At 71.8% G+C, this 25,999-nt stretch carries 20 protein-coding genes; 6 read left to right on the top strand and 14 right to left on the bottom strand.

Going from position 1 to position 25,999, the window contains the following annotated elements; all coding sequences use genetic code 11:
- The first annotated feature begins 71 nt into the window (after positions 1-71).
- Positions 72-1,322: an HdeD family acid-resistance protein gene (locus tag AFR_RS43525; protein ID WP_023360168.1), complete on the top strand. Its 1,251-nt coding sequence runs from the start codon at positions 72-74 to the stop codon at positions 1,320-1,322.
- Positions 1,323-1,830: 508 nt separating this feature from the next.
- Here the strand turns inward: AFR_RS43525 and AFR_RS10470 are convergent.
- Together AFR_RS10470 and pyk are read right to left on the bottom strand one after the other, a co-directional pair.
- Positions 1,831-2,712, bottom strand: coding sequence for an acyl-CoA thioesterase (locus AFR_RS10470; RefSeq protein WP_041840762.1), 882 nt, complete (start codon positions 2,710-2,712; stop codon positions 1,831-1,833).
- A complete protein-coding gene (gene pyk / locus AFR_RS10465; protein WP_023360164.1) occupies positions 2,709-4,157 on the bottom strand; it encodes a pyruvate kinase in 1,449 nt (482 codons plus the stop codon). Before pyk ends, AFR_RS10470 begins: the two co-directional genes overlap by 4 nt.
- Positions 4,158-4,529: 372 nt before the next feature.
- On the opposite strand from pyk, the gene AFR_RS43520 reads away from it, so the two are divergent.
- Both AFR_RS43520 and AFR_RS10455 read left to right on the top strand, forming a co-directional pair.
- Entirely contained in the window at positions 4,530-5,513 is a 984-nt protein-coding gene (locus AFR_RS43520) for a caspase, EACC1-associated type (RefSeq protein ID WP_023360162.1), read from the top strand.
- Positions 5,513-7,288, top strand: a complete 1,776-nt coding sequence (locus AFR_RS10455) for a vWA domain-containing protein (protein ID WP_023360160.1) — start codon at positions 5,513-5,515, stop codon at positions 7,286-7,288. The genes AFR_RS43520 and AFR_RS10455 overlap by 1 nt, the downstream gene beginning before the upstream one ends.
- On the opposite strand, the gene AFR_RS10450 is transcribed toward AFR_RS10455, so the two are convergent.
- The 4 genes from AFR_RS10450 to gltB all read right to left on the bottom strand — a co-directional run bounded on the left by AFR_RS10450 (position 7,285) and on the right by gltB (position 14,492).
- The gene (locus tag AFR_RS10450; RefSeq protein ID WP_041840760.1) at positions 7,285-7,644 is read right to left on the bottom strand and encodes an effector-associated constant component EACC1; all 360 of its coding nucleotides are present in this window, start codon (positions 7,642-7,644) and stop codon (positions 7,285-7,287) included. The two genes, AFR_RS10455 and AFR_RS10450, sit on opposite strands and share 4 nt — an antisense overlap.
- 205 nt (positions 7,645-7,849) lie before the next feature.
- Positions 7,850-8,419, bottom strand: coding sequence for a hypothetical protein (locus AFR_RS10445; protein ID WP_023360157.1), 570 nt, complete (start codon positions 8,417-8,419; stop codon positions 7,850-7,852).
- 54 nt (positions 8,420-8,473) lie between these two features.
- Positions 8,474-9,949: a glutamate synthase subunit beta gene (locus AFR_RS10440; RefSeq protein WP_023360155.1), complete on the bottom strand. Its 1,476-nt coding sequence runs from the start codon at positions 9,947-9,949 to the stop codon at positions 8,474-8,476.
- On the bottom strand, positions 9,942-14,492 hold the full coding sequence (gltB, locus tag AFR_RS10435) for a glutamate synthase large subunit (protein ID WP_498368205.1): 4,551 nt from the start codon (positions 14,490-14,492) through the stop codon (positions 9,942-9,944). The genes AFR_RS10440 and gltB overlap by 8 nt, the downstream gene beginning before the upstream one ends.
- Before the next feature lie 212 nt (positions 14,493-14,704).
- Here gltB and AFR_RS10430 point away from each other — a divergent pair, with 212 nt between their 5' ends.
- Entirely contained in the window at positions 14,705-15,574 is an 870-nt protein-coding gene (locus tag AFR_RS10430) for a GNAT family N-acetyltransferase (RefSeq protein ID WP_023360151.1), read from the top strand.
- 5 nt (positions 15,575-15,579) lie between these two features.
- Here the strand turns inward: AFR_RS10430 and AFR_RS10425 are convergent, their stop codons facing one another.
- Genes AFR_RS10425 through trpC form a run of 5 tightly spaced genes read right to left on the bottom strand, consistent with a single transcriptional unit; the run spans position 15,580 to position 20,772 of the window.
- Complete coding sequence (locus tag AFR_RS10425) at positions 15,580-16,782, bottom strand: FAD-dependent oxidoreductase (protein WP_023360149.1); 1,203 nt, start codon at positions 16,780-16,782, stop codon at positions 15,580-15,582.
- A 28-nt stretch (positions 16,783-16,810) separates the two neighbouring features.
- Positions 16,811-17,887 (bottom strand): prolipoprotein diacylglyceryl transferase, encoded by a 1,077-nt coding sequence (gene lgt / locus AFR_RS10420; protein ID WP_041841994.1) that lies wholly within the window; start codon positions 17,885-17,887, stop codon positions 16,811-16,813.
- Positions 17,888-17,930: 43 nt separating this feature from the next.
- Positions 17,931-18,734, bottom strand: coding sequence for a tryptophan synthase subunit alpha (gene trpA / locus AFR_RS10415; RefSeq protein ID WP_023360146.1), 804 nt, complete (start codon positions 18,732-18,734; stop codon positions 17,931-17,933).
- Positions 18,731-19,972 carry a tryptophan synthase subunit beta gene (trpB, locus tag AFR_RS10410; protein ID WP_023360144.1) on the bottom strand — a complete coding sequence of 414 codons (1,242 nt, stop codon included), beginning with the start codon at positions 19,970-19,972 and terminating at the stop codon, positions 18,731-18,733. The genes trpA and trpB overlap by 4 nt, the downstream gene beginning before the upstream one ends.
- On the bottom strand, positions 19,969-20,772 hold the full coding sequence (gene trpC / locus AFR_RS10405; RefSeq protein ID WP_023360142.1) for an indole-3-glycerol phosphate synthase TrpC: 804 nt from the start codon (positions 20,770-20,772) through the stop codon (positions 19,969-19,971). The genes trpB and trpC overlap by 4 nt, the downstream gene beginning before the upstream one ends.
- A gap of 398 nt (positions 20,773-21,170) precedes the next feature.
- Here trpC and AFR_RS44985 point away from each other — a divergent pair, with 398 nt between their 5' ends.
- The gene (locus AFR_RS44985) at positions 21,171-21,458 is read left to right on the top strand and encodes a hypothetical protein (protein WP_084297961.1); all 288 of its coding nucleotides are present in this window, start codon (positions 21,171-21,173) and stop codon (positions 21,456-21,458) included.
- On the opposite strand, the gene AFR_RS10400 is transcribed toward AFR_RS44985, so the two are convergent.
- From AFR_RS10400 to hisI, 3 genes are read right to left on the bottom strand one after another with little or no spacing between them, the layout of a single operon-like run.
- Positions 21,392-21,931 (bottom strand): Trp biosynthesis-associated membrane protein, encoded by a 540-nt coding sequence (locus tag AFR_RS10400; protein WP_041840759.1) that lies wholly within the window; start codon positions 21,929-21,931, stop codon positions 21,392-21,394. The genes AFR_RS44985 and AFR_RS10400 overlap by 67 nt on opposite strands.
- Entirely contained in the window at positions 21,931-23,475 is a 1,545-nt protein-coding gene (locus AFR_RS10395) for an anthranilate synthase component I (protein WP_023360136.1), read from the bottom strand. Before AFR_RS10395 ends, AFR_RS10400 begins: the two co-directional genes overlap by 1 nt.
- Complete coding sequence (gene hisI / locus AFR_RS10390; RefSeq protein WP_041841993.1) at positions 23,472-23,873, bottom strand: phosphoribosyl-AMP cyclohydrolase; 402 nt, start codon at positions 23,871-23,873, stop codon at positions 23,472-23,474. The genes AFR_RS10395 and hisI overlap by 4 nt, the downstream gene beginning before the upstream one ends.
- A 200-nt stretch (positions 23,874-24,073) precedes the next feature.
- On the opposite strand from hisI, the gene AFR_RS10385 reads away from it, so the two are divergent.
- Positions 24,074-25,912 carry a hypothetical protein gene (locus AFR_RS10385; protein WP_023360132.1) on the top strand — a complete coding sequence of 613 codons (1,839 nt, stop codon included), beginning with the start codon at positions 24,074-24,076 and terminating at the stop codon, positions 25,910-25,912.
- Positions 25,913-25,999 lie beyond the last annotated feature (87 nt).

The raw sequence follows: 25,999 nt of genomic DNA, 5'->3' as shown, positions 1-25,999 counted from the left end.
TTCCGGGAAAGACCGGTTTGCCGGTCGCGCTGGTGTTGTCATTGGCAGTACCAGCACTGCCAGGAGGCTTCATGTTGTGGTCCGGTTCGTCGCCCCTGTCCGTCGTCCGCGACGGGATGTGGGGGTTCCTTCTGTTCGCGGGTGTGGCGTGGCTGGCAATCGCATGGAGTGTGCTGCGGCTCGAGCCCGCCGGCGTGGCCGACGTCGCCGGGCCGGTGATCCTCTTCGGGGCGGTCACCGAGGTGCTCCGAGCGCTGGCCGGGACGCGCACGTGGTGGCTGAACGCGGGCATGGCCGTGCTGTTCGCCGCCACCGGCGTGATCATGATGGCGGACGGCGGCGGGGCATGGACCACGCCGGCGGCGCTGATCGGCTGGTACCTGATGGTCCGCGGCGCCGCGGACCTGGCGATCTCGATGCTGACGCGGGAGTCGGACCGGATCTGGGGTCTGCTCATGGTCGTCGGTGTGGCCGAGATCGGGCTGGGATTCTTCGCGGCGAGCTCGTTCGCCCGGACGGCCGAGATGGTCATCGTGATCCTCGGCGGTGCCGCCCTGGCCCGCGCGGTGGCCGACCTGGTCGCGGCGCTGCGGCTGCGTGAGGTGTCCGTGGCGGCGCGGGCGGAACGCCTGCTGGAGCTGACCCCGGAGCGGGCGATCGGTGTGGCCGGATATTCGGCCGGGCTGTCGGACTTCGAGGCCGGGCAGCCGGAGCGGAGTGGCCGGGCCCGGCACAGGGCGATGCCGCGAACCACGACGACCACGATGGCCGGGCAGGACGCTTCCGGGCCGGTTCCGGGAACGCAGCTCGCGGCCCCTGAGGGCTATGGCGCGCAGGGCTCACAGATCTCCGGCCCGCTGGGCTCACAGATCTCCGGGGCGCAGGGTTCGCAGATCTCCGGGACGCAGGGTTCGCAGATCTCCGTCGCGCAGGGCTCGGGGGCGCAGATCGGCGGTGCGCAGGCTTCGGGGCAGGTGCAGCTCTCGGACGAGGCGCAGGGCAGCTTCCACGACGAGGTGCTGCGGACCACGGCCGACCTCGACGCGATGCTGGCCCTCGCGGGTGTGACCGGCGCGGCGGTGCCCGGAGCTGCGGCGCGGGCGGCGGCCGACGAGCAGGTCGAGGTGCCCGACACGGCCGAGGGCGCGGAGGTTCCGGCTCCGGAGGAGGTCGCGCACGCTTCCGCGGTGGCGCGCCGCCAGGGCCCGGCCCAGGACGATGGGTCGTTGCCTTCGCTCGACGCGGCGGCGCGGGCGGCGGAGACGGCGTCGCCGGGCATGGACGACACGGCGATCATCGCCCGCAGCCGGATGGTGGACTGAAAGTTTCCCCTGCCCCGCTGGTGGCGGGACCCGTTCCACGGCCAGTCGCCGGGCCGGGGTCCCGCACCGGCGGGGCCTTTCGCTGTTTCGGGGCCCTGGACGGGGTTGATCTGTCCGGCAAACCCACGGCCCGGACCGCGGCGCAACAAACCGCGACGCGCCCGTCGTGGTCCGGGCCGTCACAGACCAAACCGCTCACGTCAAACCGTGACGGGCGAACCGAGACGGGCCCGGCGCGGTCCGGGCCGTCACAGAAACCGCGGCACGTCGAACCGTGACCGGCAAACCGTGACGGGCCGGTCGCGGTCCGGGCCTCGACGGGGCCAAACCGCGACGGGTCGCGACCGAACGTGACAACAGCGACCGAGGCCATGGGATCACCACACAGCGGCGACGCCGCCAGAACCATGACGCGAACGGCAAAAGCAGCCACCCACGCCGGCTTGGAGCGGGTTCGGGCCGAGGTCAGGATCGGTCGGCCGATGGAGTGCGGAAGGCCTGCCCGGGGTCAGCGGGCGCCGACGCGGCGGAGGAGGCCTTCCTGGACTGCGCTGGCGATGTGGCGGCCGTCCTGGGTGAACATGCGGCCGCTGGCCAGGCCCCTGCTGCCGCTGGCCGAGGGGCTGCTGCAGTCGTAGAGGAACCATTCGTCGGCGCGGAACGGGCGGTGGAGCCACAACGCGTGGTCCAGGCTCGCGCCGATGACGCCGCCGGGGCCCCAGACCTCGCCGTGGGTCGAGAGGACCGAGTCGAGCAGTGACAGGTCCGAGGCGTAGGTCAGGGCGCAGGCGTGGAGCAGCGGGTCGTCGGGGAGTTTGCCGTTGACGCGCATCCAGACGCGTTGTTCGCTGGCGGCGTCGCGGTCGCCGGGTGGGACCCAGCCGGGCGTACCGATGTAGCGGACGTCGATGGCCTGGGGGGCCGAGCTGAAGGCCGCGGCGCGGTCGGGGTAGCGGGCGAGCCAGTCACGCATGGTGGGGGTCTCGTCCGGGCCCGGGATGCCGGCCGGGGCCGGGGTGTGGTGGTCGAGGCCTTCCTCGACGACCTGGAACGACGCGGACATGAAGAAGATCGTCCGGCCGTGCTGCTGGGCGGTGGAGCGGCGTACGGAGAAGGAGCGCCCGTCGCGGATGGTCTCGACGGTGAACTCGATCGGGACCGTGGGGTCGCCGGGGCGGACGAAGTAGCCGTGGAGGGAGTGCACGAAGCGGGACGGGTCGACTGTCCGTCCCGCCGCCACGAGGGCCTGGCCGGCGACCTGCCCGCCGAAGACGCGCTGGGCGCCGACCTGGGGGCTTTCGCCCTGGAACGTGGCCGCGTCGATCTGCTTGAGGTCGAGGACCTCGAGGAGCTGATCGACGGCGGCCTGTCCCACCAGTGGGGTGTTCACTGCGCTTCGGTCACCGTGGCCGGGTCGACGAGCGAGCCGAGCTGGTGCACCCGGAGGGTGTTGGTCGAACCGGGGGCATTCGGCGGGCTGCCGGCCACGACGACGACGTACTCGCCGGGCTTGGCCAGGCCGAGACCGAGCATGCTCTGGTCGACCTGACGGAACATGTCGTCGGTGTGCTGGACGAAGTCCGTCAGGAACGTCTCGACACCCCAGGAGAGGGCGAGCTGGTCGCGGACCTCGGGGACCGGCGTGAACGCGAGCAGCGGGAGCTCGCAGTGCAGCCGGGAGAGGCGGCGGACCGTGTCGCCGGTCTGGGAGAACGCGACCAGGGCCTTGGCGCCGATGTTGCGGGCGATGCGGCTGGCGGCGACGGTCAGGGCGCCGCTGTGGGTGCGCGGGTCGTGCTGGAGGACGGGGACGCCGAAGTCGCCGCTCTCGGTCGTGGTGACGATCTTCGCCATGGTGCTGACGGTGAGGACCGGGTACTTGCCGACCGAGGTCTCGCCGGAGAGCATGACCGCGTCGGCGCCGTCGAGGACGGCGTTGGCGACGTCGGAGGCTTCCGCGCGGGTCGGGCGGGAATTCTCGATCATCGAGTCGAGCATCTGGGTCGCGACGATGACCGGCTTGGCGTTCTCGCGGCAGAGCTGGACGGCGCGCTTCTGGACCAGCGGCACCTGGTCGAGCGGGAGCTCGACGCCGAGGTCACCGCGGGCGACCATGACACCGTCGAAGGCCAGGACGATGGCCTCGAGGTGGGTGACCGCCTCGGGCTTCTCGACCTTGGCGATGACGGGGAGGGTGGTGCCCTCCTCGGCCATGATCTGGTGGACGAGCTTGATGTCGTCGGGCGAGCGCACGAACGACAGCGCGATCAGGTCGACGCCGAGGCTGAGGGCGAAGCGCAGGTCGGCCTCGTCCTTGTCGCTCATCGCGGGGACGCTGACGGCGACGTTCGGCAGGGACACGCCCTTGTTGTTGCTGACCGGGCCGCCCTCGGTGACGAGGCAGGTGATGTCGTTGCCCTCGACCGCGGACACCTCGACGGCGACCTTGCCGTCGTCGATGAGGAGGCGGTCGCCGACCTTGACCTCCTGCGGGAGCTTCTTGTAGGTGCAGCTGACCCGGTCGGGGGTGCCCAGGATGTCGTCGCTGGTGATGGTGACGACGTCCCCGGTGTTCCACAGGTGGGGGCCGTTGGCGAACTTGCCCAGGCGGATCTTCGGGCCCTGGAGGTCGGCGAGGACGGCGACGGCGCGGCCGGTCTCCTTGGCGGCGGCCCGGACCAGGTCGTAGACCTTCTGGTGGTCCTCGTGGCTGCCGTGGCTGAAGTTCAGCCGGGCGACATCCATGCCGGCCTCGACCAGTCCGAGCATGCGCTCGGGGGAGGCGGTGGCGGGACCCATGGTGCAGACGATCTTTGCGCGGCGTGTCACAGCCATCAGGCTAGTCTCTCTTTCGGGTCGGCTCGCCGGCCGACCCCCGTCATGAGGATGAACTGCAAGTGGCGGCGCCGGTCGATGCCCCGGCGGGCGCGCCTCGGTCAGCAAGGGTCGCGGGCGTCAGCGACCGCAATCGGCTTCAGCTTATCGGTCGGCTCCCGGCGGTCGCCGGGAGATGGCCCTCACCGGGTACGCCCCGAGCATCGTTCCGCTGTCACGTCTCCCCCGCGGCAAATGGTCTGATGTTTGCCGCAACGATGCGTCCACTTTGCTGTCACCCGGAGTGGGAGATCGTCCGCGGAAGATGGAGAATCGTTCCAGAGACTCCTGCCTGAGGTGATCTGCCCGGATATTCGACGACGGTGGCCGGATTTGACCATTGCACAGAGTTCACAGTCCCGGCTCCCGCTCCGGTCGTCCTCGGCGGCGCTGCTGATCGGGGTCAGCAGATATGACCACGAGAGCCTGCGCCCGCTGCCCGGGGTGACCAACAACCTGGAAGGCCTGCACGAGGTCCTGACCGAGCCGGGGCACGGCGGGTTCGCGCCCGAGCGCTGTGCGATGCTGCCCGACCCGGGCAGCGCGGATGACATCGCCGAGGCGCTTGCCGCCCTGGCCGAGGACGCCGCGGACACGGTCCTGATCTACTACGCCGGTCACGGGCTGTTGGACTTCGAGAACAAGCTGGTCCTGACGACCACGGCGTCGGTGCCCGGCAACCCGCTGCACAAGGGTGTCCGGTTCGCCGATATCGAGGCCATCATGCGCAGTCTCGACCTGGACCGTGTCGAGCACCGGGTGCTCATCCTCGACTGTTGCTTCTCGGGTCAGGCGCTGCCGACCATGGCGGTCGAGGAGGCTCCGATGGGTGCCCGGGTGTCGCCGGACCGGCTGGCCGGGCTGGCGAAGATCGACGGGGTGTTCGTCTTCACCGCCACGGCGGCGACCGCGATGGCGCTGGCTCCGGAGGGCGCCCGGTACACCGCGTTCACCGATGCGCTGCTGACGGTCCTGAACGAGGGCGTGGACAGCCGGAACGAGTTCCTGAGCCTCGGCCGGGTGTACCGCGAGGTCGACGCCGCTCTGGACAGAGCCCGTCTCCCCCGGCCGCGGCAGGCGAGCCAGAACCATACTTCCTGGCTGGCGCTGACCCGCAACAGACAGGCCGGCCCGCGAGAACAGATCGAGACCGCGCCTGGTACCGACCGGCCGGGCCTCGCCCTGGCCGGCGTGCTGGCCGGCGCCGGCGGCGGCGTCACGTATGCCGTGGTGCACAGTCCGGTGGTCGCCGTGGTGCTGGCCGTGGTCAGCTTCGCGGTGGCCTGGGTGACCCGGCATCTGCTCAGGGACAGCTGATGTCGCGCAGGACGATGATCCCGATCGCCGCCGTCGCGATTCTGCTGCTGGTCGTCCTCGGCGGCTACAAGTTGATCGAGAAAGATCCGGCCTGTGCGGTGACGTTGCACGTGACCTCGTCGACGGAGAAGGACGAGCTCGTCGCGTCGCTCGCCAAGGACTACAACGCCGCCCGGCGCGAGTTGCGGGGTGGCGGGTGTGCGCGGGTCGAAGCGGCCGGCGAGACGTCCGGCCGGACCAAGAGCGCCCTGGCCGAGCACTGGAAAGGGCACAAGGGCAGCCGGCCCGACGTCTGGCTGCCGTCGTCGTCGATGTGGGTCGACCTGCTCCGCCAGGAGGAGCCGGACGAGGCACCGGCGACCACCCGATGGGCCAGCATCGCCCAGAGCCCGGTGGTGGTCGCGGTGCCGCGGGATCTGGCCGCCGGGCTCGGCTGGCCGGCGAAGCGCTTCAGCTGGGCGCAGCTCCTCGAGCCGCGGCCGGGGCGGAGTTTCTACGTCGGGCGAGAGGATCCCCGCACGTCGACGTCGGGGCTGGCGTCGACCATCGCCGCCTATTACGCGGCGACCTCCGGCGAGCTCGATGCGGCCAAGCTCGAGGAACCGGCGGTGCAGGCGTACGTGCGGCGGGTCGAGGCGAACGTCGTGCAGCGCGGGTTCGTGCAGGACGACATCATGAACCTGCTGCGTGATCAGCTCGGCATCGATCAGGGGCAGGCGTCGACGGATGCGCCGATCAGCGCGATCGTGCTGCAGGAGCAGCTGATCCACCTCTACAACACCATGAATCTGGAGGCCGACCCGCAGCGCCTGCGTTCCGGGGTGCACGAGTCGCCGAACCAGCCCCTCGTGCCGATCTATCCGACCGACGGCACGATGATGCTGGACCACCCGTACGTCGTGCTGCCGTCCGCCGAGGAGGACGGCGCGGTCCGTGACGCGGCCGATGATTTCCGGGCCTTCCTGCGAGCGGACCCGGCCCGGAAGCTGTTCCTGGCCGCGGGTTTCCGGGATGCCGACGGCCGGGCCGGGCAGGCGATGACGGCGGTGACACCGGTGCCCGCGAACGCGCGGCAGGTCGGTGACGGCCGGACCGGGCTGCTGATCCGGGACTCCCCCGACGCGGCGACGATCCAGGCCGTGCTCGCCAACCGCGAGGGGCTGAAGAAGCGCGCGCAGCTCCTGATGGTGATGGACGAGTCCGGCACGATGGACCGGCCGGCGGCGAGCGGCACCGAGGTGACGCGGGGCCGGGCGGCGCAGGACGCGGCGGCCAACAGCGTGCAGTTGCTGGATCCGCGCGACCGGGTCGGCCTGTGGTTCTTCCACTCCCTCGGCAACCCGCCGCGCACCGAGAAGCTGCCCGTCACCGAGCTGGGCGACGACGACGGTTTCCGTGTCGCGCTGCGTGATCTGAAGCCGACGAAGGACAAGGACACCGCGCTGTACGTGTCGGTCCGTGACGCGCACCGGCGGATGGTGCGCGACTACCGGCCGGACAGCATCAATGCGGTGATCGTGCTGACCGACGGCGTCAACGACTACGACAAGAGCAGGTACAGCCTGGATCAGCTGGTGAGGGATCTGAAGGCGAGCGACCGCACCCGCCCGGTGCGGGTCTACTGCATCGCGTTCGGCGAGACGGCCGCGGGCGGGAAGGCCGCCCTGGACCGGATCAGCGGGGCGACGGGCGCCGGACGCGCCCGCGACGCCCTGGACCCGGCCGCGGTGGAGAAGGTCTTCGGCGACATCGTCCGGGACGCCACAAAAGGCTAGGGCCGGTCCTCGTCGAGTTCGTCGAGTAGGTCGAGTCTGTCGAGGATCTCGCGGGTGATGGCTTCTGCGTTCTTGCCGCTCTCGACCTCGATCGTCCGGCCCTTGTGGGTAATCTTGATCTTGGTGCGGCGGACCCGGGTGCCGAGCCAGACGCCGAGCGTGGTGGCCACCGCCGTGAGCAGGTCGGCGTTGGCCACGATCTGCAGCGCGTCCGCCGGCCAGCCCATCTCGCCCGGACGCGGGGGCGCGCCGGTCGTGCCGAAGCGCGCGCTGCTGAGCAGCGGTTCCTTGCGCAGCCAGTCCGAAAGATCCTGGTGGGACTGCTCTTCGACCTGCAGGGTGACCACTGAGCTCATGCGTCCAGCTTAGACAGCGCCGCATGAACCAAAGCACTCACCGTCACGTGTTGACAGCAGCGAGTTGAATCAGGGCACGGTCATGGGGGTGCGCGATGGCGGTCCGATGGTGGGGAAGCAGGCGGCAGCGGGTTCTGGACCGGGCCGCCCGGGAGCAGCAACGCGAGAGTGAGGCAGCCCGGCGGCGGCTGCTGCACCACGCGGCTCAGATCAGGTCGAGCGCCGCCCGGGTCTGATCGGCGTGGGTGCGCAGACTCTGGGCGGTCAGGACCAGGATCCGATCCTCCCGGTACGGCAGGAGCCGGTACGCCTGCCACCACTGGTGCCCGTCGTGCTCGTAGGTCAGCTCGATGAAGCCGTCCCCGCGGCTCAGCACGGTCTGATCGGGCGCGACCAGGGAGTCGAGGTCGGCGACGCGCTCCTTCGGCACTGGGCCCTGCGGGTGGATCAGGGCCTCACCGGGACCGTGGAGCAGGAACGGCGTCGTGTCGTCCTCGTCGCGCGGTGACTCGACGGTGAAGCCGCCGGGCCAGCGCAGGGACAGCACCGAGGTCTGGATCTCCCAGTACGCGTGCTCCGGCCCGGGCTCGACGTCGACCGCGTCGTGCGGCTCGATCGGGTCGCCGGGGCGCACCACCAGCCACACCGGGCCGTCGGCGGTGCCGCGGACGACGCGTACCGTTTCGGGCTCGGTGGGGTGGCGTTCGAACTTGTACGGCCAGTGCGGCATCAGCACGCGGCCGTGGCCCGCCAGACGGGCGAAGACGTGTCCCACAGCGGCGCAGCTTAGTTGATCACGGGGCGGGTGCACCGCCCCGTGATCAGCGGATCAGCGAACAGCCGCGAGGGGCTGCGACGACGGGCGTACCGGGGCGGGGAGCTCGCCGAAGCCACCCAGGTAGGTGTGGATCGCGGCGGCCGCGGCCCGGCCCTCGGCGATCGCCCACACGATCAGGGACGCGCCGCGGTGCATGTCACCCGCGACGAAGACACCCTCGGCGTCGGTCTGCCAGTTGTCGTCGGCGTCGACCGCACCGCGGCCGTTGCGGGTGACACCGAACTGCGTGAGCAGCGGCTGCTGCTCGGTGCCCTCGAAGCCGATCGCCAGCAGCACCAGGTCGGCGCGCAGGTCGCGCTCCGATCCTTCCTGGACGGTGACCGTACGGCGGCCGTCGACGCGCTCGACCATGACGTCGGCGACACGCACCGAGACGACGTTGCCGTTGCCGTCGTCGACGAACTCCTGCACGGCGACGCCGAAGACGCGTTCGCCGCCCTCCTCGTGGGCCGGGTAGTTGCGCAGGATGACCGGCCAGGTCGGCCACGGGTGGAGTTCACCGGCGCGGACCTCGGGCGGCAGCGGGTACTGGTCGAGCTGGATGACACCGGCGGCGCCCTGGCGGTGGGCGACACCGAGGCAGTCGGCGCCGGTGTCACCGCCGCCGATGATGACCACGTGCTTGCCCTGGGCGTCGATCGGTGTCGTGTCCTGCAGACCGGCCGCGACGCGGTTGGCCGGGACGAGGTGCTCCATGGCCAGGTGCACACCGTTGAGCTGCCGGCCGGGGGTGCCGGCCGTGTCGCGGCCCGCGAGGGCGCCGCAGGTGAGCAGCACGGCGTCGAAGCGTTCGCGCAGGTCGTCGGCGGTGACGTCGACACCGACGTTGACACCGGTCTCGAAGATCACGCCTTCGCCCGCCATCTGGGCCAGGCGCTCGTCGATGCGCTGCTTCTCGAGCTTGAAGTCGGGGATGCCGTAGCGCAGCAGCCCGCCGATCTGGTCGTCACGCTCGTAGACGGTGACGCTGTGACCGGCCCGCGCGAGTTGCTGCGCGGCGGCGAGCCCGGCCGGGCCCGAGCCGACCACGGCGACGCTGCGGCCGGACAGGGTGACCGGCGGCTGCGGGACGAGACCGGCGGCGAACGCGTGGTTCGCGATCTCCACCTCGACCTGCTTGATCGTCACCGGGTCGTCGGCGATGCCGAGCACACACGCGGCCTCGCACGGCGCCGGGCAGAGCCGCCCGGTGAACTCCGGGAAGTTGTTCGTCGCGTGCAGGCTCTCCGCCGCCGCCGACCAGGCGTTGGTACGGACCAGGTCGTTCCAGTCGGGGATGCGGTTGCCCAGCGGGCAGCCCTCGTGACAGAACGGGATGCCGCAGTCCATGCACCGGGTCGCCTGGTCGCGGATGAGCTCCTCGCCGGCGGGAGGGTAGACCTCACGCCAGTCCTGGATGCGTACCGGCACCGGGCGGCGCTTGGGCAGCTGCCGTTCGTAGCGCAGGAAACCGTTCGGATCAGGCACGGGTGACCCCCATAACCGCCTCGTCGATGTTCCGACCGGCGGCTTCGGCGGTCCTGATCAGCTCCATCACGCGCTTGTAGTCGCGCGGTACGACCGCGGTGAACTCCCCCACCGCCGTCTGCCAGTCCTTGAGCAGCCGTTCCGCGACAGCGGAGCCGGTCTCCTCGAAGTGCTTCTGCACGAGCACGTGCAGCTGCTCCTGCTCCTCGTCGTTGAGCGGGGTCAGGTCGACCAGCTCGGGGTTGACCCGGCCCGCCTCGAGGTTGTGGATGAACGCGGTGCCGCCGCTCATGCCGGCGGCGAAGTTGCGCCCGACGGTGCCGAGCACGACCACGGTGCCACCGGTCATGTACTCGCAGCCGTGGTCGCCGACACCCTCGACGACCGCCGCGGCGCCGGAGTTGCGCACCGCAAAACGCTCGCCGGCCCGGCCGCGGAGGAAGACCTCGCCCCCCGTGGCGCCGTACAGGATGGTGTTGCCCGCGATGATGTTGTCCTCCGCGACGAAGGGTGCTTCGTCCGCGGGGCGGACGATGACGCGGCCGCCGGACAGGCCCTTGGCGACGTAGTCGTTGGTGTCGCCGATCAGCCGCAGCGTGACGCCGCGCGGCAGGAACGCGCCGAACGACTGGCCGCCGGTGCCGCGCAGGGTGAACGCGATGGTGTCGTCGGGCAGGCCGTTGCCGCCGTAACGACGGGTGACCTCACCACCGAGCATCGCGCCGACGCTGCGGTGGTCGTTGCGGACGGCCACCTCGGCGCGGACCTCGGTGCCCTCGGCGAGCGCCGGGGCGGCGAGCGCGAGGAGCTCGTTGTCGAGGGACTTCTCCAGGCCGTGGTCCTGCGCGACGATGCCGCGACGGGCGGCGCCTTCGGGCAGCTCCGGCACGAACAGCACCGGCGACAGGTCGAGGCCCTTGGCCTTCCAGTGGTGGACCGCGGGCGCGATGTCGAGGATCTCGGCGTGCCCGATGGCCTCGTCGATGGTGCGGAAGCCCAGCTCGGCGAGGTAGCCGCGGACCTCCTCGGCGAGGAACAGGAAGAAGTTCTCCACGAACTCGGGCTTGCCCGTGAACCGCTCGCGCAGCACCGGATTTTGCGTGGCGATGCCGACCGGGCAGGTGTCCAGGTGGCAGACCCGCATCATGATGCAGCCCGAGACGATCAGCGGCGCGGTCGCGAAGCCGAACTCCTCGGCGCCGAGCAGCGCCGCGATGATGACGTCACGGCCGGTCTTGAGCTGACCGTCGACCTGCACGGTGACCCGGTCACGCAGCTTGTTGAGCAGCAGCGTCTGCTGGGCCTCGGCCAGACCCAGCTCCCACGGCGAACCCGCGTGCTTCAGGGAGTTGAGCGGCGAAGCGCCCGTGCCACCGTCGTGACCCGAGATCAGGATCACGTCGGCCTTCAGCTTGGCCACGCCCGCTGCGACGGTGCCGACCCCGATCTCACTCACGAGCTTGACGTGTACGCGGGAAGCGGGGTTGACGTTCTTGAGGTCGTGGACGAGCTGCGCCAGGTCCTCGATGGAGTAGATGTCGTGGTGCGGCGGCGGCGAGATGAGGCCGACACCCGGGGTGGCGTGGCGGGTCTTGGCGATCCACGGCCACACCTTGTTGCCGGGGAGCTGACCACCCTCGCCGGGCTTCGCGCCCTGCGCCATCTTGATCTGCAGGTCGTCGGCGTTGACCAGATATTCGCTGGTCACACCGAAACGGCCGGACGCGATCTGCTTGACCGACGAGCGGCGCTGCGGGTCGTAGAGACGCTCGACGTCCTCGCCGCCCTCACCGGTGTTGGACTTGCCGCCGAGCCGGTTCATCGCGATCGCCAGCGTCTCGTGCGACTCCGCCGAGATCGAGCCGTAGCTCATCGCGCCGGTGGCGAACCGCTTGACGATCTCGGAGGCGGGCTCGACCTCGTCCAGCGGGACGGGCTCGCGGTCCTTGAAGCGGAACAGCCCGCGCAGCGAACCGGCCGCCTCGGCCAGGCCGTCGACCTTCTCGGTGTACTGCTTGAAGACGTCGTACTGCTTGCTGCGCGTCGCGTGCTGCAGCAGGAAGACGGTCTCCGGGTTGAACAGGTGGACCTCGCCCTCGCGGCGCCACTGGTATTCGCCGCCGACCTCGAGGCGGCGGTGGCTGCGCTCGGCCGGGTTCTTCGGGTACGCCTTGGCGTGCCGCGCCGCGACCTCCGCGTGGATCTCGGCCAGCCCCGAGCCGCCGATGCGCCCCGAGGTGCCGGCGAAGTAGCGCTGCAGCAGCCGGTTGTCCAGACCGACGGCCTCGAACACCTGCGCGCCGCAGTACGACGACACGGTCGAGATGCCCATCTTGGACATGATCTTCAGGACGCCCTTGCCGAGCGCCTTGACGTAGTTGCGGACGGCCTTCTTCGACTCCATGCCCGCGAGCGGGCCGGTGGCGATCAGGTCGTCGACACTCTCGAACGCGAGGTACGGGTTGACCGCCGCGGCGCCGTACCCGATCAGCACGGCCGCGTGGTGCACCTCACGGCAGTCGCCGCTCTCCACGACCAGGGCGACCTGGGTACGGGTCTGCTCGCGTACCAGGTGCTGGTGGACGGCCGCGGTGAGCAGGAGCGACGGGATCGGAGCGAGGTCCGCATTGGAGTCGCGGTCCGACAGGACCAGGATCCGGACGCCGTCCTCGATCGCCTCGGAGACGTGGCGGCAGATCTGCGTCAGGCGGGCCTTGATGCCGGCAGCACCGTCGCGCAGCGGGTAGAGACCCGAGACGCGCACGGCCTTGAAACCGGGCAGGTCACCGTCCTCGTCGATCGAGAGCAGTTTGGCCAGCTCGTCGTTGTCGAGGATCGGGTAGGGCACGACGATCTGCCGGCAGCTCGCCGGACCTGGGTCGAGCAGGTTGCCCTCGGGGCCGATGGTCATCGACAGGCTGGTCACCAGCTCCTCGCGGATGGCGTCCAGCGGCGGGTTGGTGACCTGGGCGAACAGCTGGTGGAAGTAGTCGAACAGCAGCCGCGGGCGGGTAGACAGCGGCGAGATCGGCGTGTCGGTGCCCATCGACCCCAGCGGCTCCGCGCCCAGGCGGGCCATCGGCGCCACGAGGATCTTCAGCTCCTCCTCGGAGTAGCCGAAGACCTGCTGGCGGCGCATGACCGAGTCGTGGGTGTAGATGACGTGCTCACGCGGCGGGAGGTCCTGCAGGTCGATCAGCCCGGCGTGGAGCCACTCGTCGTACGGCTCCGCGGCGGCCAGCTCGGCCTTGATCTCGTCGTCGTGCACGATCCGGCCGGCCTCGGTGTCGACCAGGAACATCCGGCCCGGCTGCAGCCGGCCCTTCGCGACGACCGTGGCCGGGTCGAGGTCGAGCACACCCGCCTCGGAGCCCAGCACGACCAGGCCGTCGCTGGTGTGCCACCAGCGGCCGGGGCGCAGGCCGTTGCGGTCCAGGACCGCGCCGATCATTGCGCCGTCGGTGAACGCGACGCTGGCCGGGCCGTCCCACGGCTCCATCAGGCTGGCGTGGAACTTGTAGAACGAGCGCCGCGCCGGGTCCATCGACGGGTCGTTCTCCCACGCCTCCGGGATCATCATCAGCACGGCGTGCGGCAGGCTGCGCCCGGACAGGTGCAGCAGCTCGAGGACCGCGTCGAAGTTCGCCGAGTCGGACGCCTCGGGCGTGCAGATCGGGAACAGCCGCTTGATGTTGCCCGGGACGTTCGGCGAGGCCAGCAGCGCCTCACGCGCGGCCATCCAGTTGCGGTTGCCCCGGATCGTGTTGATCTCGCCGTTGTGGGCGATGAACCGGTAGGGGTGCGCCAGCGGCCACGACGGGAAGGTGTTCGTCGAGAAGCGCGAGTGCACCAGCGCGATCGCGCTCTGGACCCGCGGATCGGTCAGGTCCGGGAAGAACGCCGGCAGCTGGTCGGGCGTGAGCATGCCCTTGTAGGTGATCGTGCGCGCCGACAGCGACGGGAAGTACGCCGCGACGCCGCGCTGGGTGCTCTCCCGCTCGGCCTGCTTGCGGATGCAGAACGCCACCCGGTCGAGCTCGAGACCCGACAGCGGCTCACCGGCCGGGCCGGTTTTCGTGCCGGTCAGCCGGTGCGCGGCCAGGAAGACCTGCTTGATCAGGGGGCGGGCCGCCTCGGCGGTCTCACCCAGCCCGGACGCGTTCACGGGCACGTCACGCCAGCCGAGGATGTCGCCACCCTCGACCAGGGCGTACTTCTCGAAGACGGCCATCGCGCGGGCCGCGGAGTCCGGGTCGTTGGGCAGGAAGACCAGACCCGTCGCGTACGAGCCGGCGGGCGGCAGGTCAAAACCGGCCACGTCGCGCAGGAACGCGTCGGGGACCTGGATCATGATGCCGGCGCCGTCGCCCGTGTTGTACTCGGCGCCGCGGGCGCCACGGTGATCGAGCCGGATCAGCGCCGACAGGCCCTTGGCGACCACGTCGTGGGAGCGCCGGCCGTAAAGGTCGGCGACGAACGCCACGCCACACGCGTCGCGCTCCTGAGCCGGGTCGTACAACCCCTGAGGGTGCGGAAGAGCCACCGGGCCTCCGATCGTCACTGGTGTTTCCGTTCAAGGTCGGGACGACGTCGGCCCTGCAAAGTCTCTAGAGTCTACGTTAGTCGTGACCGCTCTCCGCCAGGTGCGGATGGATCACACTTTTGCCCCACCGGAATTGTCACCGGTGGCCTGCCGGGGGCGGTATGTCGTTGCCGGGCGAGAGTCGTCGCCGGGCAGTTCGGTAGTCTCGCGCGGTGGCGCTAGAGGATACGGACGTCTACACCCGGCTGGAACGCTTCTACGATGCCGTGCCCCGCGACGCCGCCGTCGTGGAGGACATCGGTGGGTTCGTGCTCTTCGTCAACGACGGCTGGGGATGGCCCTATTACGCCCGCCCGCGCCTGGGCGGCGCCGAAACACCGTCCGCGGCCGATATTACCGCCGTCCGCCGGCGCCAACGAGAGCTCGGTGTCCCCGAGGCGTTCGAATGGGTGCACGAAACGACCCCGGACCTGCTGGCCGTGGCCCGGTCCGCCGGCCTCGACGTGCTGCTCGCGCCGCTGATGGTGCTGGAGAGCGCTGCCCTGGTGCCGGACCTGCCGCTGCCCGGGGCGACGATCCGCTTTCTCGACCCGGCGTCGGCGACGTTTGCCCAGGACATCAGCATCAGCCGCGCGGTGGGCCGCCTCGGCTTCGGTGCACCCGCGAACGCCACCGCCGTGCAGACGGGCTCGCTGGCGATCGAGGTCGCCGGTCCGGCGCAGCGTGACGCGGTGCCGCCGCTGAGCGAGGAGGCGATCGCCCAGCAGGTGCGCCGCCACGCTTCCGGCCGGTTCGTCAGCGCGGTCGTGGAGTCCCCCGCCGATGGCATCCTCGCCTGCGGTGCGGTCCAGCGCGTCGAGAGTGTCGCGGAGATCGCGGGGGTGGCCACGCTGCCGTCGGCCCGCCGCCGCGGTTACGCCTCGCAACTGACCGCCAGCCTGGCCCGCCGCACCCTGCTCGACGGCTCCGACCTGGTCCTGCTCTCGGCCGGCGACGACGACGTGGCCCGCCTCTACTCCAAGGTCGGCTTCCGCCGTATCGGCACAGCCTGCATCGCGGAGCCGGCCGCAGCCGCGATCTAGCCGCCCTAGGTGGTTTTCGGGTCCGGGGGTTGCCAGTCGGCGGTCAGGCCGTGGTCGTGGCCGAGGATCCGGGGGCGCAGCGAGCCGAGTGCCGCGTTGCGCGCCCGCAACGCCAGGCGTCCCCGTGCCTGCACGACCGCCGACATCCGCCGGGTCTGCCGGACCACACTGGCCGTGCGCGGCCGGCGGGCCCGGTCGTACTCCTCCACGGCCGCACCGAGGGCCGCGCCGGTCGGGCAGTCGGCGACCAGCGACCGCAGTGTCGCCGCGTCCTCGAACGCCAGGCACGCGCCCTGCCCGAGGTGGTGGGGCATCGCGTGGGCGGCGTCACCGATCAGGACCACTCCGCCCGTACCGGATCGAAAGCCGTAGGAACGGGGCAGGGGTCGCAACTCCCGGACCTCCTGCGGGACCAGGTCCTCGGGCCGGGTCGCCGCGAGCAGCGCGCCGACCGGCGCGTGCCAGCTCGCGAACCAGCGACGTAGCAGGGCGAGCTGGGTCGCGGCGGGCTCGGGCCGGGGTGCGCCCGCGGCGGTGGCGACCCAGTAGACGCCGCCACGACCGGCGGCACGCTCACCGAGCGGCATCGAGACGAAGCGGTAGCCGGCGCCGAGTGTCTCGCCACCGACGGCCTGATCGGCGGGGAGGTCCGGCACACGGTAGCCGGGGATGACCGCCTGCCAGGCGGCGAAGCCGGACCCGACGGCTGCGGCCTCCGGTGCGAGCGCGCGGCGGACGGTGCTGTCGATGCCGTCGGCGGCGACCAGCAGGTCGGCCTCGAAGTAGGTGCGGCCGTCCCCGACGGACGGTCGCTGGGCGCGGCCGGTGCGCACGGTGGTGATCTCGAAGCCGGTACGGATGTCGACGCGGTCGCCGAGCCCGGCCACGAGGGCGTCGTACAGATCCTCCAGGTGCACGACCGCCGGGCCCGGACCCGCGCCGGGGCGGGCGCGCGGCGCGACGAGCCACTGGCCGTCGGGCCGGCGGACGCCGCCGTCGGGCAGCGGCGACACGATCGCCGACCAGCCGCCGTCCGGGTCGATGGCCTCGAGGGCCCGGCGCCCGTTGGGCCAGAGCACCAGGGCCGTCGGGGACGCGGCGACACGTTCACCGCGTTCGAGCAGGGTCACCTGCCAGCCGTCACGGGCCAGGGCACCGGCGGTGGCCAGACCGGCCATGCCGGCTCCGACCACCACGGCCGTCCGCACGCCGCCGCCGTCCGCCGGGGCCGGGCGGTCAGTGCTCGTCGGCGGAGGCGGACGCGGACGACTTGTCGTCGCCGGTGTCCGCGGGCTCGTCGGCAGGTACGGTCACGGGCTCGGCCGGGGGCAGCGCGCCCGTGCGTTCGTACTCGTGGAAGCGGTCTTCGCTGACCACCTGGTAGGCCTTCGGGGTCTTGGCCACCGCCGGGCCGCTCCCGACGTCGACCTGGGACACGTCGCTCTCCGCGGCCGGCTCGGGCGCGGTGTCGGGCGCGTCGATCGGGACGACGTACTCGCGGGGGCCCTTGACCAGCAGGAAGTAGATCAGCGCGCCGAGGAAGACGATGACCGAGGTGAAGACGTTGAGGCGGATGCCGAAGAAGTGGTTGGCGTCGTCGACGCGCAGCATCTCGATCCAGCCGCGACCCACGGTGTAGGCCATCACGTAGACCGCGAACGCCCGGCCGCGCCCGAACTTGAACTTGCGGTCGAGCAGGAAGACCAGCCCGGCGACACCGACGTTCCAGATCAGCTCGTAGAGGAACGTCGGGTGGTAGAGGTCCGGCAGGGTCACGGCCTTGCCGTCGATGACGGTGGCGTGACCCGGGTTGGACCGGTCCATGTCGTGGACCCGCAGACCCCACGGCAGGCTCGTGACGGCGCCGTAGAGCTCGTTGTTGAACCAGTTGCCGATGCGGCCGATCGCCTGCGACAACGGCAGCGCCGGGGCGGCCGCGTCGGCGAAGACGCTCAGCGGGAGTCCGAGCTGGCGGGCGGCGAGCCAGGCGCCGAGCGCGCCACCGGCGACGGCACCCCAGATGCCGAGACCGCCCTCCCAGATCTGGAAGATGCGGATCGGGTCGCCGCCGGAGCCGAAGTACTCACCCGGGGAGGTGATCACGTGGTAGATCCGGGCGCCGATGATGCCGAACGGCACCGCCCACACCGCCATGTCCAGCGAGGCCCACGGTGCGACACCGCGGCGCCGCAACCTGTACTCCATGACGAGGACACCGACGACGATGCCCGCGACGATGCAGAGGGCGTACGCCCGGATCGGCAGTCCGAGGAGGTGCCAGACCGAGGTCGTGGGGCTGGGGATGGCGGCCATGTTCACGCGGGCACCCTACCGCCGGAAGCTGACACAGCAAGCATCAGGACCGTGCCGCCCGGACACCTTCTGCGAGCTCGGCACTGAGCGCGCGGAGCCGGTCCAGCCCGGTGCCCCGGTCGGGAGCGTCCAGGACGCACCGGATCAGGGCGCTGCCGACGATCACACCGTCGGCGAACGCGGCCACCTCGGCCGCCTGGGCGCCCGTGCCGACACCCAGACCGACACCGACCGGCATCTCCGGGTCCACCGCGCGGATCCGCTCGACGAGCTCCGGCGCCTGCGACGAGACCTGCGTGCGGGCACCGGTGACGCCCATCAACGCGGTCGCGTAGACGAAACCGCGGCACTGGTTGACGGTCATCGCCAGCCGGTCGTCGGTCGAGGACGGCGAGACGAGGAAGGTGCGGTCGATCGCGTACCGGTCGGCGGCGGCGATCCACTCCTGGGCCTCGTCCGGGATGAGGTCCGGCGTGATCATGCCGGTCGCGCCGGCCGCGGCGAGGTCGCGGGCGAACGCGTCCACGCCGTACTTCTCGACGGGGTTCCAGTAGGTCATCAGCACGACCGTGGCGCCCGCGTTCGCGACCGCCTCGATGATGCGCAGCGTGTCCTTGGTGCGGACACCCGCGGCGAGCGCGATGTCGCTGGCCTTCTGGATGACCGGGCCGTCCATGACCGGGTCGGAGTACGGCAGCTCGACCTCGATGACGTCACAGCCCGCCTCGGCCATGGCGACCATCGACTTGATGCTGTCGTCGACGGTCGGGAAGCCCGCGGGCATGCAGCCGACGAGCACCGCCCGCCCCTCGGCCTTCGCCTTGCCGAAGGTCTCGGAGATGCTCAAGAATTCTCCCCCGGAACGATCGTCTCGACCTCGTCGAGGATGCCGAAGTAGGCGCCCGCGGTGTGCACGTCCTTGTCACCGCGGCCGGACAGGTTGATGACGATCGTCGGCGTCCGGCCGAGCTCCTCGGTCAGCCGCGGCACGATGCGCGCGGCGCCGGCCAGGGCGTGCGCGCTCTCGATCGCCGGGATGATGCCCTCGGTGCGGCACAGCAGCTGGAACGCGGCCATCGCCTCGTCGTCGGTGACGGGCTCGTAGACCGCGCGGCCGGTGTCGTGCAGCCAGGCGTGCTCCGGGCCGACACCCGGGTAGTCCAGGCCCGCCGAGATCGAGTGCGACTCGACCGTCTGGCCGTCCTCGTCCTGCAGCACGTACGTGCGGGCGCCGTGGAGCACACCCGCCGAGCCGCCGGTGATGGACGCGGCGTGCCGCCCGGTCTCGACGCCGTCACCGCCGGCCTCGAAGCCGAACAGGCGCACGGACTCGTCGGGGACGAACGCGTGGAAGATGCCGATGGCGTTGGAGCCACCGCCGACGCAGGCCGCGACCGCGTCGGGCAGCCGGCCGATCTTCTCCAGGCACTGGGCGCGCGCCTCGATGCCGATGCCGCCCACGAAGTCGCGGACGATCTCCGGGAACGGGTGCGGTCCGGCGGCGGTGCCCAGCAGGTAGTGCGTGGTGTCGACGCTGGAGACCCAGTCGCGCAGGGCCTCGTTGAGCGCGTCCTTGAGCGTGCGTGAACCGTTCGTCACCGGGATCACGGTGGCGCCGAGCATGCGCATGCGCGCGACGTTCAGCGCCTGCCGCTCGGTGTCCATCTCGCCCATGTAGACCACACACTCGAGGTCGAGCAGCGCGGCCGCCGTGGCACTGGCGACACCGTGCTGCCCGGCGCCGGTCTCGGCGATGACCCGCGGCTTGCCCATCTGCTTGGCCAGCAGGGCCTGACCCAGCACGTTGCGCACCTTGTGGGCGCCCGTGTGGTTCAGGTCCTCGCGCTTGAGCAGCACCTCGGCGCCGATCGCGGCGGAGAGCCGGTCGGCCTTGTAGAGCAGCGACGGGGTGCCCGCGTAGTCACGCAGCAGACCCGTGAACCGCTCCTGGAAGACCGGGTCGGTCTTCGCCGTCCGGTACGCCGCGTCGAGCTCGTCGAGCGCACGGACCAGCGCCTCGGGGACAAAACGTCCGCCGTACCGGCCGAAGTGCCCGGCGAGGTCCGGCAGGACCGGCGCGCTCATCGCACGGGCCGGGGTGTCGCCGGGTGGTTACCGGCGTTGACGAGCTCGGCGACGGCGTCACGCGGGCTCTTCTTGGTCACCAGACCCTCACCGACCAGCACGGCGTCCGCGCCGGCCGACGCGTACCGGATCAGGTCGTGCGGGCCCCGCACGCCGGACTCGGCGATCTTCACGACGTTGTTGGGCAGGCCCGGTGCGATCCGCTCGAAGACGGACCGGTCCACCTCGAGGGTGCGCAGGTCACGGGCGTTGACGCCGATCACCTGAGCCCCCGCGTCCAGGGCCCGGTCGGCCTCCTCCTCGTTGTGCACCTCGACGAGGGCCGTCATGCCCAGCGACTCGATGCGCTCGAGCAGGCCCATGAGCACGTTCTGCTCCAGGGCCGCCACGATGAGCAGGACGAGGTCCGCGCCGTGCGCCCGCGCCTCGTGGATCTGGTAGCTGGAGACGACGAAGTCCTTGCGCAGCACCGGCACCTGCACGGCAGCACGCACCGCGGCCAGGTCCTCCAGCGAACCGCCGAACCAGCGGCCCTCGGTGAGCACGCTGATGCAGCGGGCGCCACCCGCCGCGTACTCACCGGCGAGCTCCGCCGGGTCCGGGATGTCAGCCAGCGCGCCCTTCGACGGCGACGACCGCTTGACCTCCGCGATCACCGCCACGCCGGGCTTGCGCAGGGCCGCGTACGCGTCGATCGCGGGCGGAGCCGCCGCCGCGAGATCACGCACCTGCTCCAGCGAGAGCTGTTCCTGCCGGGCCGCGACGTCCTCGCGCACTCCGGCGAGGATCTCCTCGAGCACGTTCTGCGGTCCCGCACCACGCTCCGCGGGTCCGCCACTGCCCGCTTCAGCCTGATCGGATGTCACCTAATGACTCCCCTCTCCGGGTGTCCTCGGCCCGATGCTAGGTGGCCGCCGACAGGTCCAGCCCCCCGGGGTATGGCGCGCCTCACGAGATGGGCTGCGGCATAATGCCCTGCCGGGTGGCATGTGTCTCCTCGGTCACATCCTCCTCCTGCGTCTCTCGCGGCTAGCTGGGACCCCCTGGATGATCGGCTGACCCCATCCGGCGTTGACGGTGGCGTCACGGTTCGGAAATACGACTCCGGCATCATCAGCGTCGGGCAAACTGGTCCGCGGCGTCGCGGAACGCCGGCCCCCGGTTCGAGACATATCCCGGTTCGAGACATGGAGTGACCATGGCTGCTGCAGAGGTTGGATTCGTCGCCGTCTCCCGCGCTGTTGTCGCGGCGGCCGCGGATCTTGTCGCCGGTGTCGAGCGCCGTGTGGTCGGTGACGCCAACGTGCGCACCGCTCAGGGCAACGCGTGGGCCGCGATCTGCGCCGACCGGGCCCGGGCCCAGGCCCGCGCCGACATGGACGCGATGGTCGCCGCGCTGGCCGCCCGTCCGCGCACCGATCAGCGCGCGGTCGGATCGTCCCCGCGGTCGAGGGCTTCCCAGACCGCTCTGGTGTCCACCCGCTGATCGACCTCCACCTGGTCGGCACTGACACGGCGCTCGTAACGCGCACCCATCGCCGGCCACTCGTGGCCGTAGCGGACAGCTGACAGGCCGCCGAGCACGATCAGCAGACCACCCAGCACGCACAGCACCGGCCAGATCACACCGCCCGCACCCGCCGAGCCGGTGTCGAGGCCGGCTCGTCCCGCGATCGCGCCCGCGGCGACACCCAGCCCGGCCAGGGCCAGCAGCCCGCCGAGCACCCGGCGCACGATCCCGCGGGTGGCCAGCAGCGCGCCCGCACCGGCCAGGGCCACCAGTGCCAGGCCGATGACCCACGGCTCCAGGTCCGCGCCCGTCCGGATCGCCCTCAGCGCGGACAGTCCGGGCCGTTCGGTCACGACCTCCGACCAGGTACGCGTGACGGCGTACACCGCGAGCCCGGCGCCCGCCAGGCAGAACAGCACGGTCGAGGTCAACCGGCGCCGGGGTGTCATCAGCGGGCCGCGCGCAAAGTCTCGGCGGCGGCGATCGCGGCCAGGACTGCGGCGGCCTTGTTGCGGGTCTCCTGCTCCTCGGCGGCCGGATCGGAGTCGGCCACGATGCCCGCACCGGCGCCGACGTAGGCCGTACCGTTCCGCAGCAGTGCGGTGCGGATCGCGATCGCCATGTCCATGTCGCCCGCGAAGCCGAAGTAGCCGACCGTGCCGCCGTACAGGCCTCGGCGGGTGGGCTCGAGGCTCTCGATGATCTCCATGGCCCGGACCTTGGGCGCGCCGGAGAGTGTGCCCGCCGGGAACGTCGCGGCCAGGGCGTCGAACGCCGTCCGGTCCTCGCGCAGCTCACCGACCACGGTCGAGACGATGTGCATGACGTGGCTGTACCGCTCGATGCGGGCGAAGTCGGGCACCTCGACCGTGCCCGCCCGGCAGACCCGGCCCAGGTCGTTGCGGCCCAGGTCGACCAGCATCACGTGCTCGGAGCGTTCCTTGGGGTCGGCCAGCAGTTCGGCCGCGAGCGCGTTGTCCTGCTCGGGCGTGGCACCGCGCCACCGGGTGCCGGCGATCGGGTGCAGCAGGGCGCGGCGCACCCCGCCCTCCTCGGCGCTGACCTTGAGGTGTGCCTCGGGCGACGAGCCGACGATGTCGAAGTCGTCGAAACGCAGCAGGTACATGTACGGGCTCGGGTTGGTCGCCCGCAGCACCCGGTAGACGTCCAGCGGGTCGGCGTCGGTGGGCCGCTCGAAACGCTGCGCGACGACGATCTGGAAGCACTCCCCCGCCCGGATCGCCTCCTTGGCCGTCTCGACCGCCTTCTGGTAGTCGCCCGGCGCGGTCCGGCTGACCACCTCACCGGCCGGCACCCGCTCGACCGTGGAGATCATCGGCGGGGTGGGCCGCGACAGCGCGGTGGTCATCGCGTCGAGCCGCCCGACCGCCTGGTGATAACCGGCGCGGGCCGCCGCCTCATCGGCCCCGGCGGGCAGGACGGCGTTGGCGACCAGGATCGCCGAGCCGTCGTAGTGGTCCAGCACGACCAGGTCGGTCGCCAGCATCATGCCCAGCTCGGGCAGCGGCACGTCGTCGGTGGCGGTCGCCGGCAGACGCTCGAAGCGGCGGATCAGGTCGTAACTGAGATAGCCGACCATGCCTCCGGTCAGCGGGGGGAGATCGTCGCCCGTACCGGGCTCCTCAGGGGCGGCCAGGGCCGCGACGGTCTCCCGCAGGGCGACCACCGGATCCCCGTCCACCGGTACGCCGTCAGGCGGGCTACCCAGCCAGGCGGCCTGACCGTCGCGCTCGACCAGCGTGGCCGCACTGCGGACACCGATGAACGAGTAGCGCGACCAGGCGGCGGAGCCGGCACCCTGCTCGGCCGACTCGAGCAGGAAGGTCCCCGGCCCGCCGGCCAGCTTGCGGTAGACACCGACCGGAGTCTCGCCGTCGGCCAGCAGCCGGCGGGTGACCGGCACGACCCGGCGCCGCGAGGCCTGCATGACAAAGGCGTCCTCATCGGGTGAAACCGCACCGGTGGTCGTCATGCGCGCGCCCCTTCTCCGTCGGTCACGGGCAGGTTGTCGGAGAAGCAGGTGTGCGTGCCGGTGTGGCAGGCCGCCCCGACCTGCTCGACCGTGACCAGCAGCGCGTCGCCGTCGCAGTCCAGCGAGACCGATTTCACGTACTGGTGGTGGCCGGACGTGGCGCCCTTCACCCAGTACTCCTGGCGGCTGCGGGACCAGTAGGTGGCCCGGCCCGAGGTCAGCGTGCGGTGCAGCGCCTCGTCGTCCATCCACGCCAGCATCAGCACGTCACCCGTGCCGGCCTCCTGGACGATCGCGGCCACCAGGCCGTCGGAGGAGCGGCGCAGACGGGCGGCGACGGCCGGGTCCAGCGCGGAGACAGGTCCGTTCACAAGGTCAGTTGCGGGCACAGCGTCAATTGTCCCGCACCTGCCCTCACCGTCCACCAGCGCGTACCTGTAGCCCACGATCCGGTCACGGACCCGCACCGGGGGTGTGACCGGACGGCTCTGGACGGTACCGTCGTCGTGCGCTGTGCCTGCCCGGGTGCCGCGCCCGCTGTCCGCACCGCCCTCGGGCGTGCGGGTCGCGCCGCCACTGGAACGGGAGTCTTGAACCGATGGAGCCGACGTCCGAGCCCGACCACAACCGGCAGTCACGCGGCCTCGGCCGCTTCTGGCCGGTCCACGGGACGCCCGCGCCGGCCCAGCGGCAGTCCGATGAGGATCCGGACGCGCCCCCCGGGGCAGCCGGCGCCGCGGCGCCCGCGTCCGACCACCCAGCCGGCGCCGCCGGCCCGACCGGGGAGCACCCGCAGGTGAGCGATCAGCAGTCCCAGCCGCAGGATGATCAGCACGGCGCCGACGAGCAGAGCCCGTTCGCTCCGGCCCGGCCGCACCCGGCGCTGACCAGCGACACGCAGATGGTCGCCCTCGGCTCGCGCCGCCCGGCCGACGCCCTGCTCGGCGGTTCCAACGGCTCCCGCTGGACCAACCAGGGCGGCTTCCCGCCCGCCGAGACCAACGGTCACCGCAACGGCGAGGCCGGTCCCCGTCACGGCGGCGCCCCGATCACCAACGGCGCGGCCGGTCCGGGCAGCAGCCCGGCGCCGGGGTCCCGCTCGCCGTTCGCCCCGTCCGGCGACGAGGGCACCCCCCGTCCGCCGTTCCCGGCCGGCGACAACGCACCGCACTCGCCGTTCGCAGCCGGTGACAACGCACCGCGCCCGCCGTTCGCAGCCGGCGACAACACTCAGCGCCCGCCGTTCGCAGCCGGTGACAACGCACCGCGCCCGTCGTTCGGGGCCGGTGACGACGGCGCGCCGCGCCCGTTCACGGCACCCGATCCAGCTCCGCGGCCGCCGTTCGCCATGGGTGGTGACGAGGCCGCGCCTCGGGCCCCGTTCGCGATGGGCAGTGACGCGGGACCGGGTTCCCGGTCGCCGTTCGCGCCCACCGGCAACGACACCCCGGCCCCGGCCCGGTCGCCGTTCGCCCCGGCCGAGGAGGACGCGCCCGCCACGCCGTTCGCACCGTCACCGTTCGCGCCGCAGGCGTCCGGCTCCGCGCCGGTGAGCAGCCCGGCCGCCCAGTCGCAGGTCGTCCAGTCGCAGGCCGCCCAGTCGCAGACCACCCAGCCCGCGCCGGTGCACCCGCTGGACCAGGTCCACCCGCTCGACCAGGCCCACCCGCTCGACCCGGGCACGCCGGTGCCCAGCAGCGCGCCGCCGGTGCAGCAGAGCCGCCCGGTCAGCGCCCAGCCCGCGGGGTCCGGGTCAGCAACGGGGTCGGCGCAGGTCCCCGTGCCGATGCCGGGCCGCCCGGTCAGCACACCGCCGGCCGCCGCTCAGGCTGCCGCCGCTCAGGCCGGCTCCGCGCCGACCAGTGAGCAGCCGCAGGCCACCCGGTCCGTGCCGCACGCCCCCAGCGCCGACAACGTCCCGACGCGGCTCGAGCCGACCGGCTGGGCCACCGGCCCTCGTGCCGGCGCCTCCGGCAGCGCCGCGGTGCCGGTCAGCCCGGCCGGCGGGCGCCGCAGCCGGGAGGACGACGACGAGTTCCGCACCCCGGCCCCGCGCCGGGCGGCGAACCTCGACGACGCCAACGAGGCCTCGGCCGGGCGCCGGTCGGCCCGCACCGCCGAGTCCGACGCCGTCGACGCCCCGCTGCGCCCGGGAGACGTGAACGAAACGTCGATCACCTTCTGGGAGGACGCCGCCAGCGAGCAGTTCCGGGCGGAGTGGCACGAGGTCAAGGCACAGTTCGTCGACGACCCGGTGGCCGCCCTGACCCGGGCCCACGACCTGCTCACCGAGGCCGTGCACGAGCTGACCGAGTCGATGCTGGCCGAGCGCGACGACCTGGACCCGCTGCGCGGCACCGCCACCCCGGACACCGAGAGCATGCGCATGGCGATGCGTGGCTACCGCGAGTTCCTGGACCGCATCCTCGCTCTCTAGCACCACCACCGAAGCCGCGATTCCCCACCAGGGGGATCGCGGCTTTTTTGGTGCTCGATTGTGCTGCCCGCGGAATTCATCTAGCGT

The sequence above is a fragment of the Amorphoplanes friuliensis DSM 7358 genome (assembly GCF_000494755.1).
GTDB lineage: Bacteria > Actinomycetota > Actinomycetes > Mycobacteriales > Micromonosporaceae > Actinoplanes > Actinoplanes friuliensis.
The sequence above is the reverse complement of the archived record's forward strand: the minus strand, read 5'-3'. Positions and strand labels throughout refer to the sequence as shown.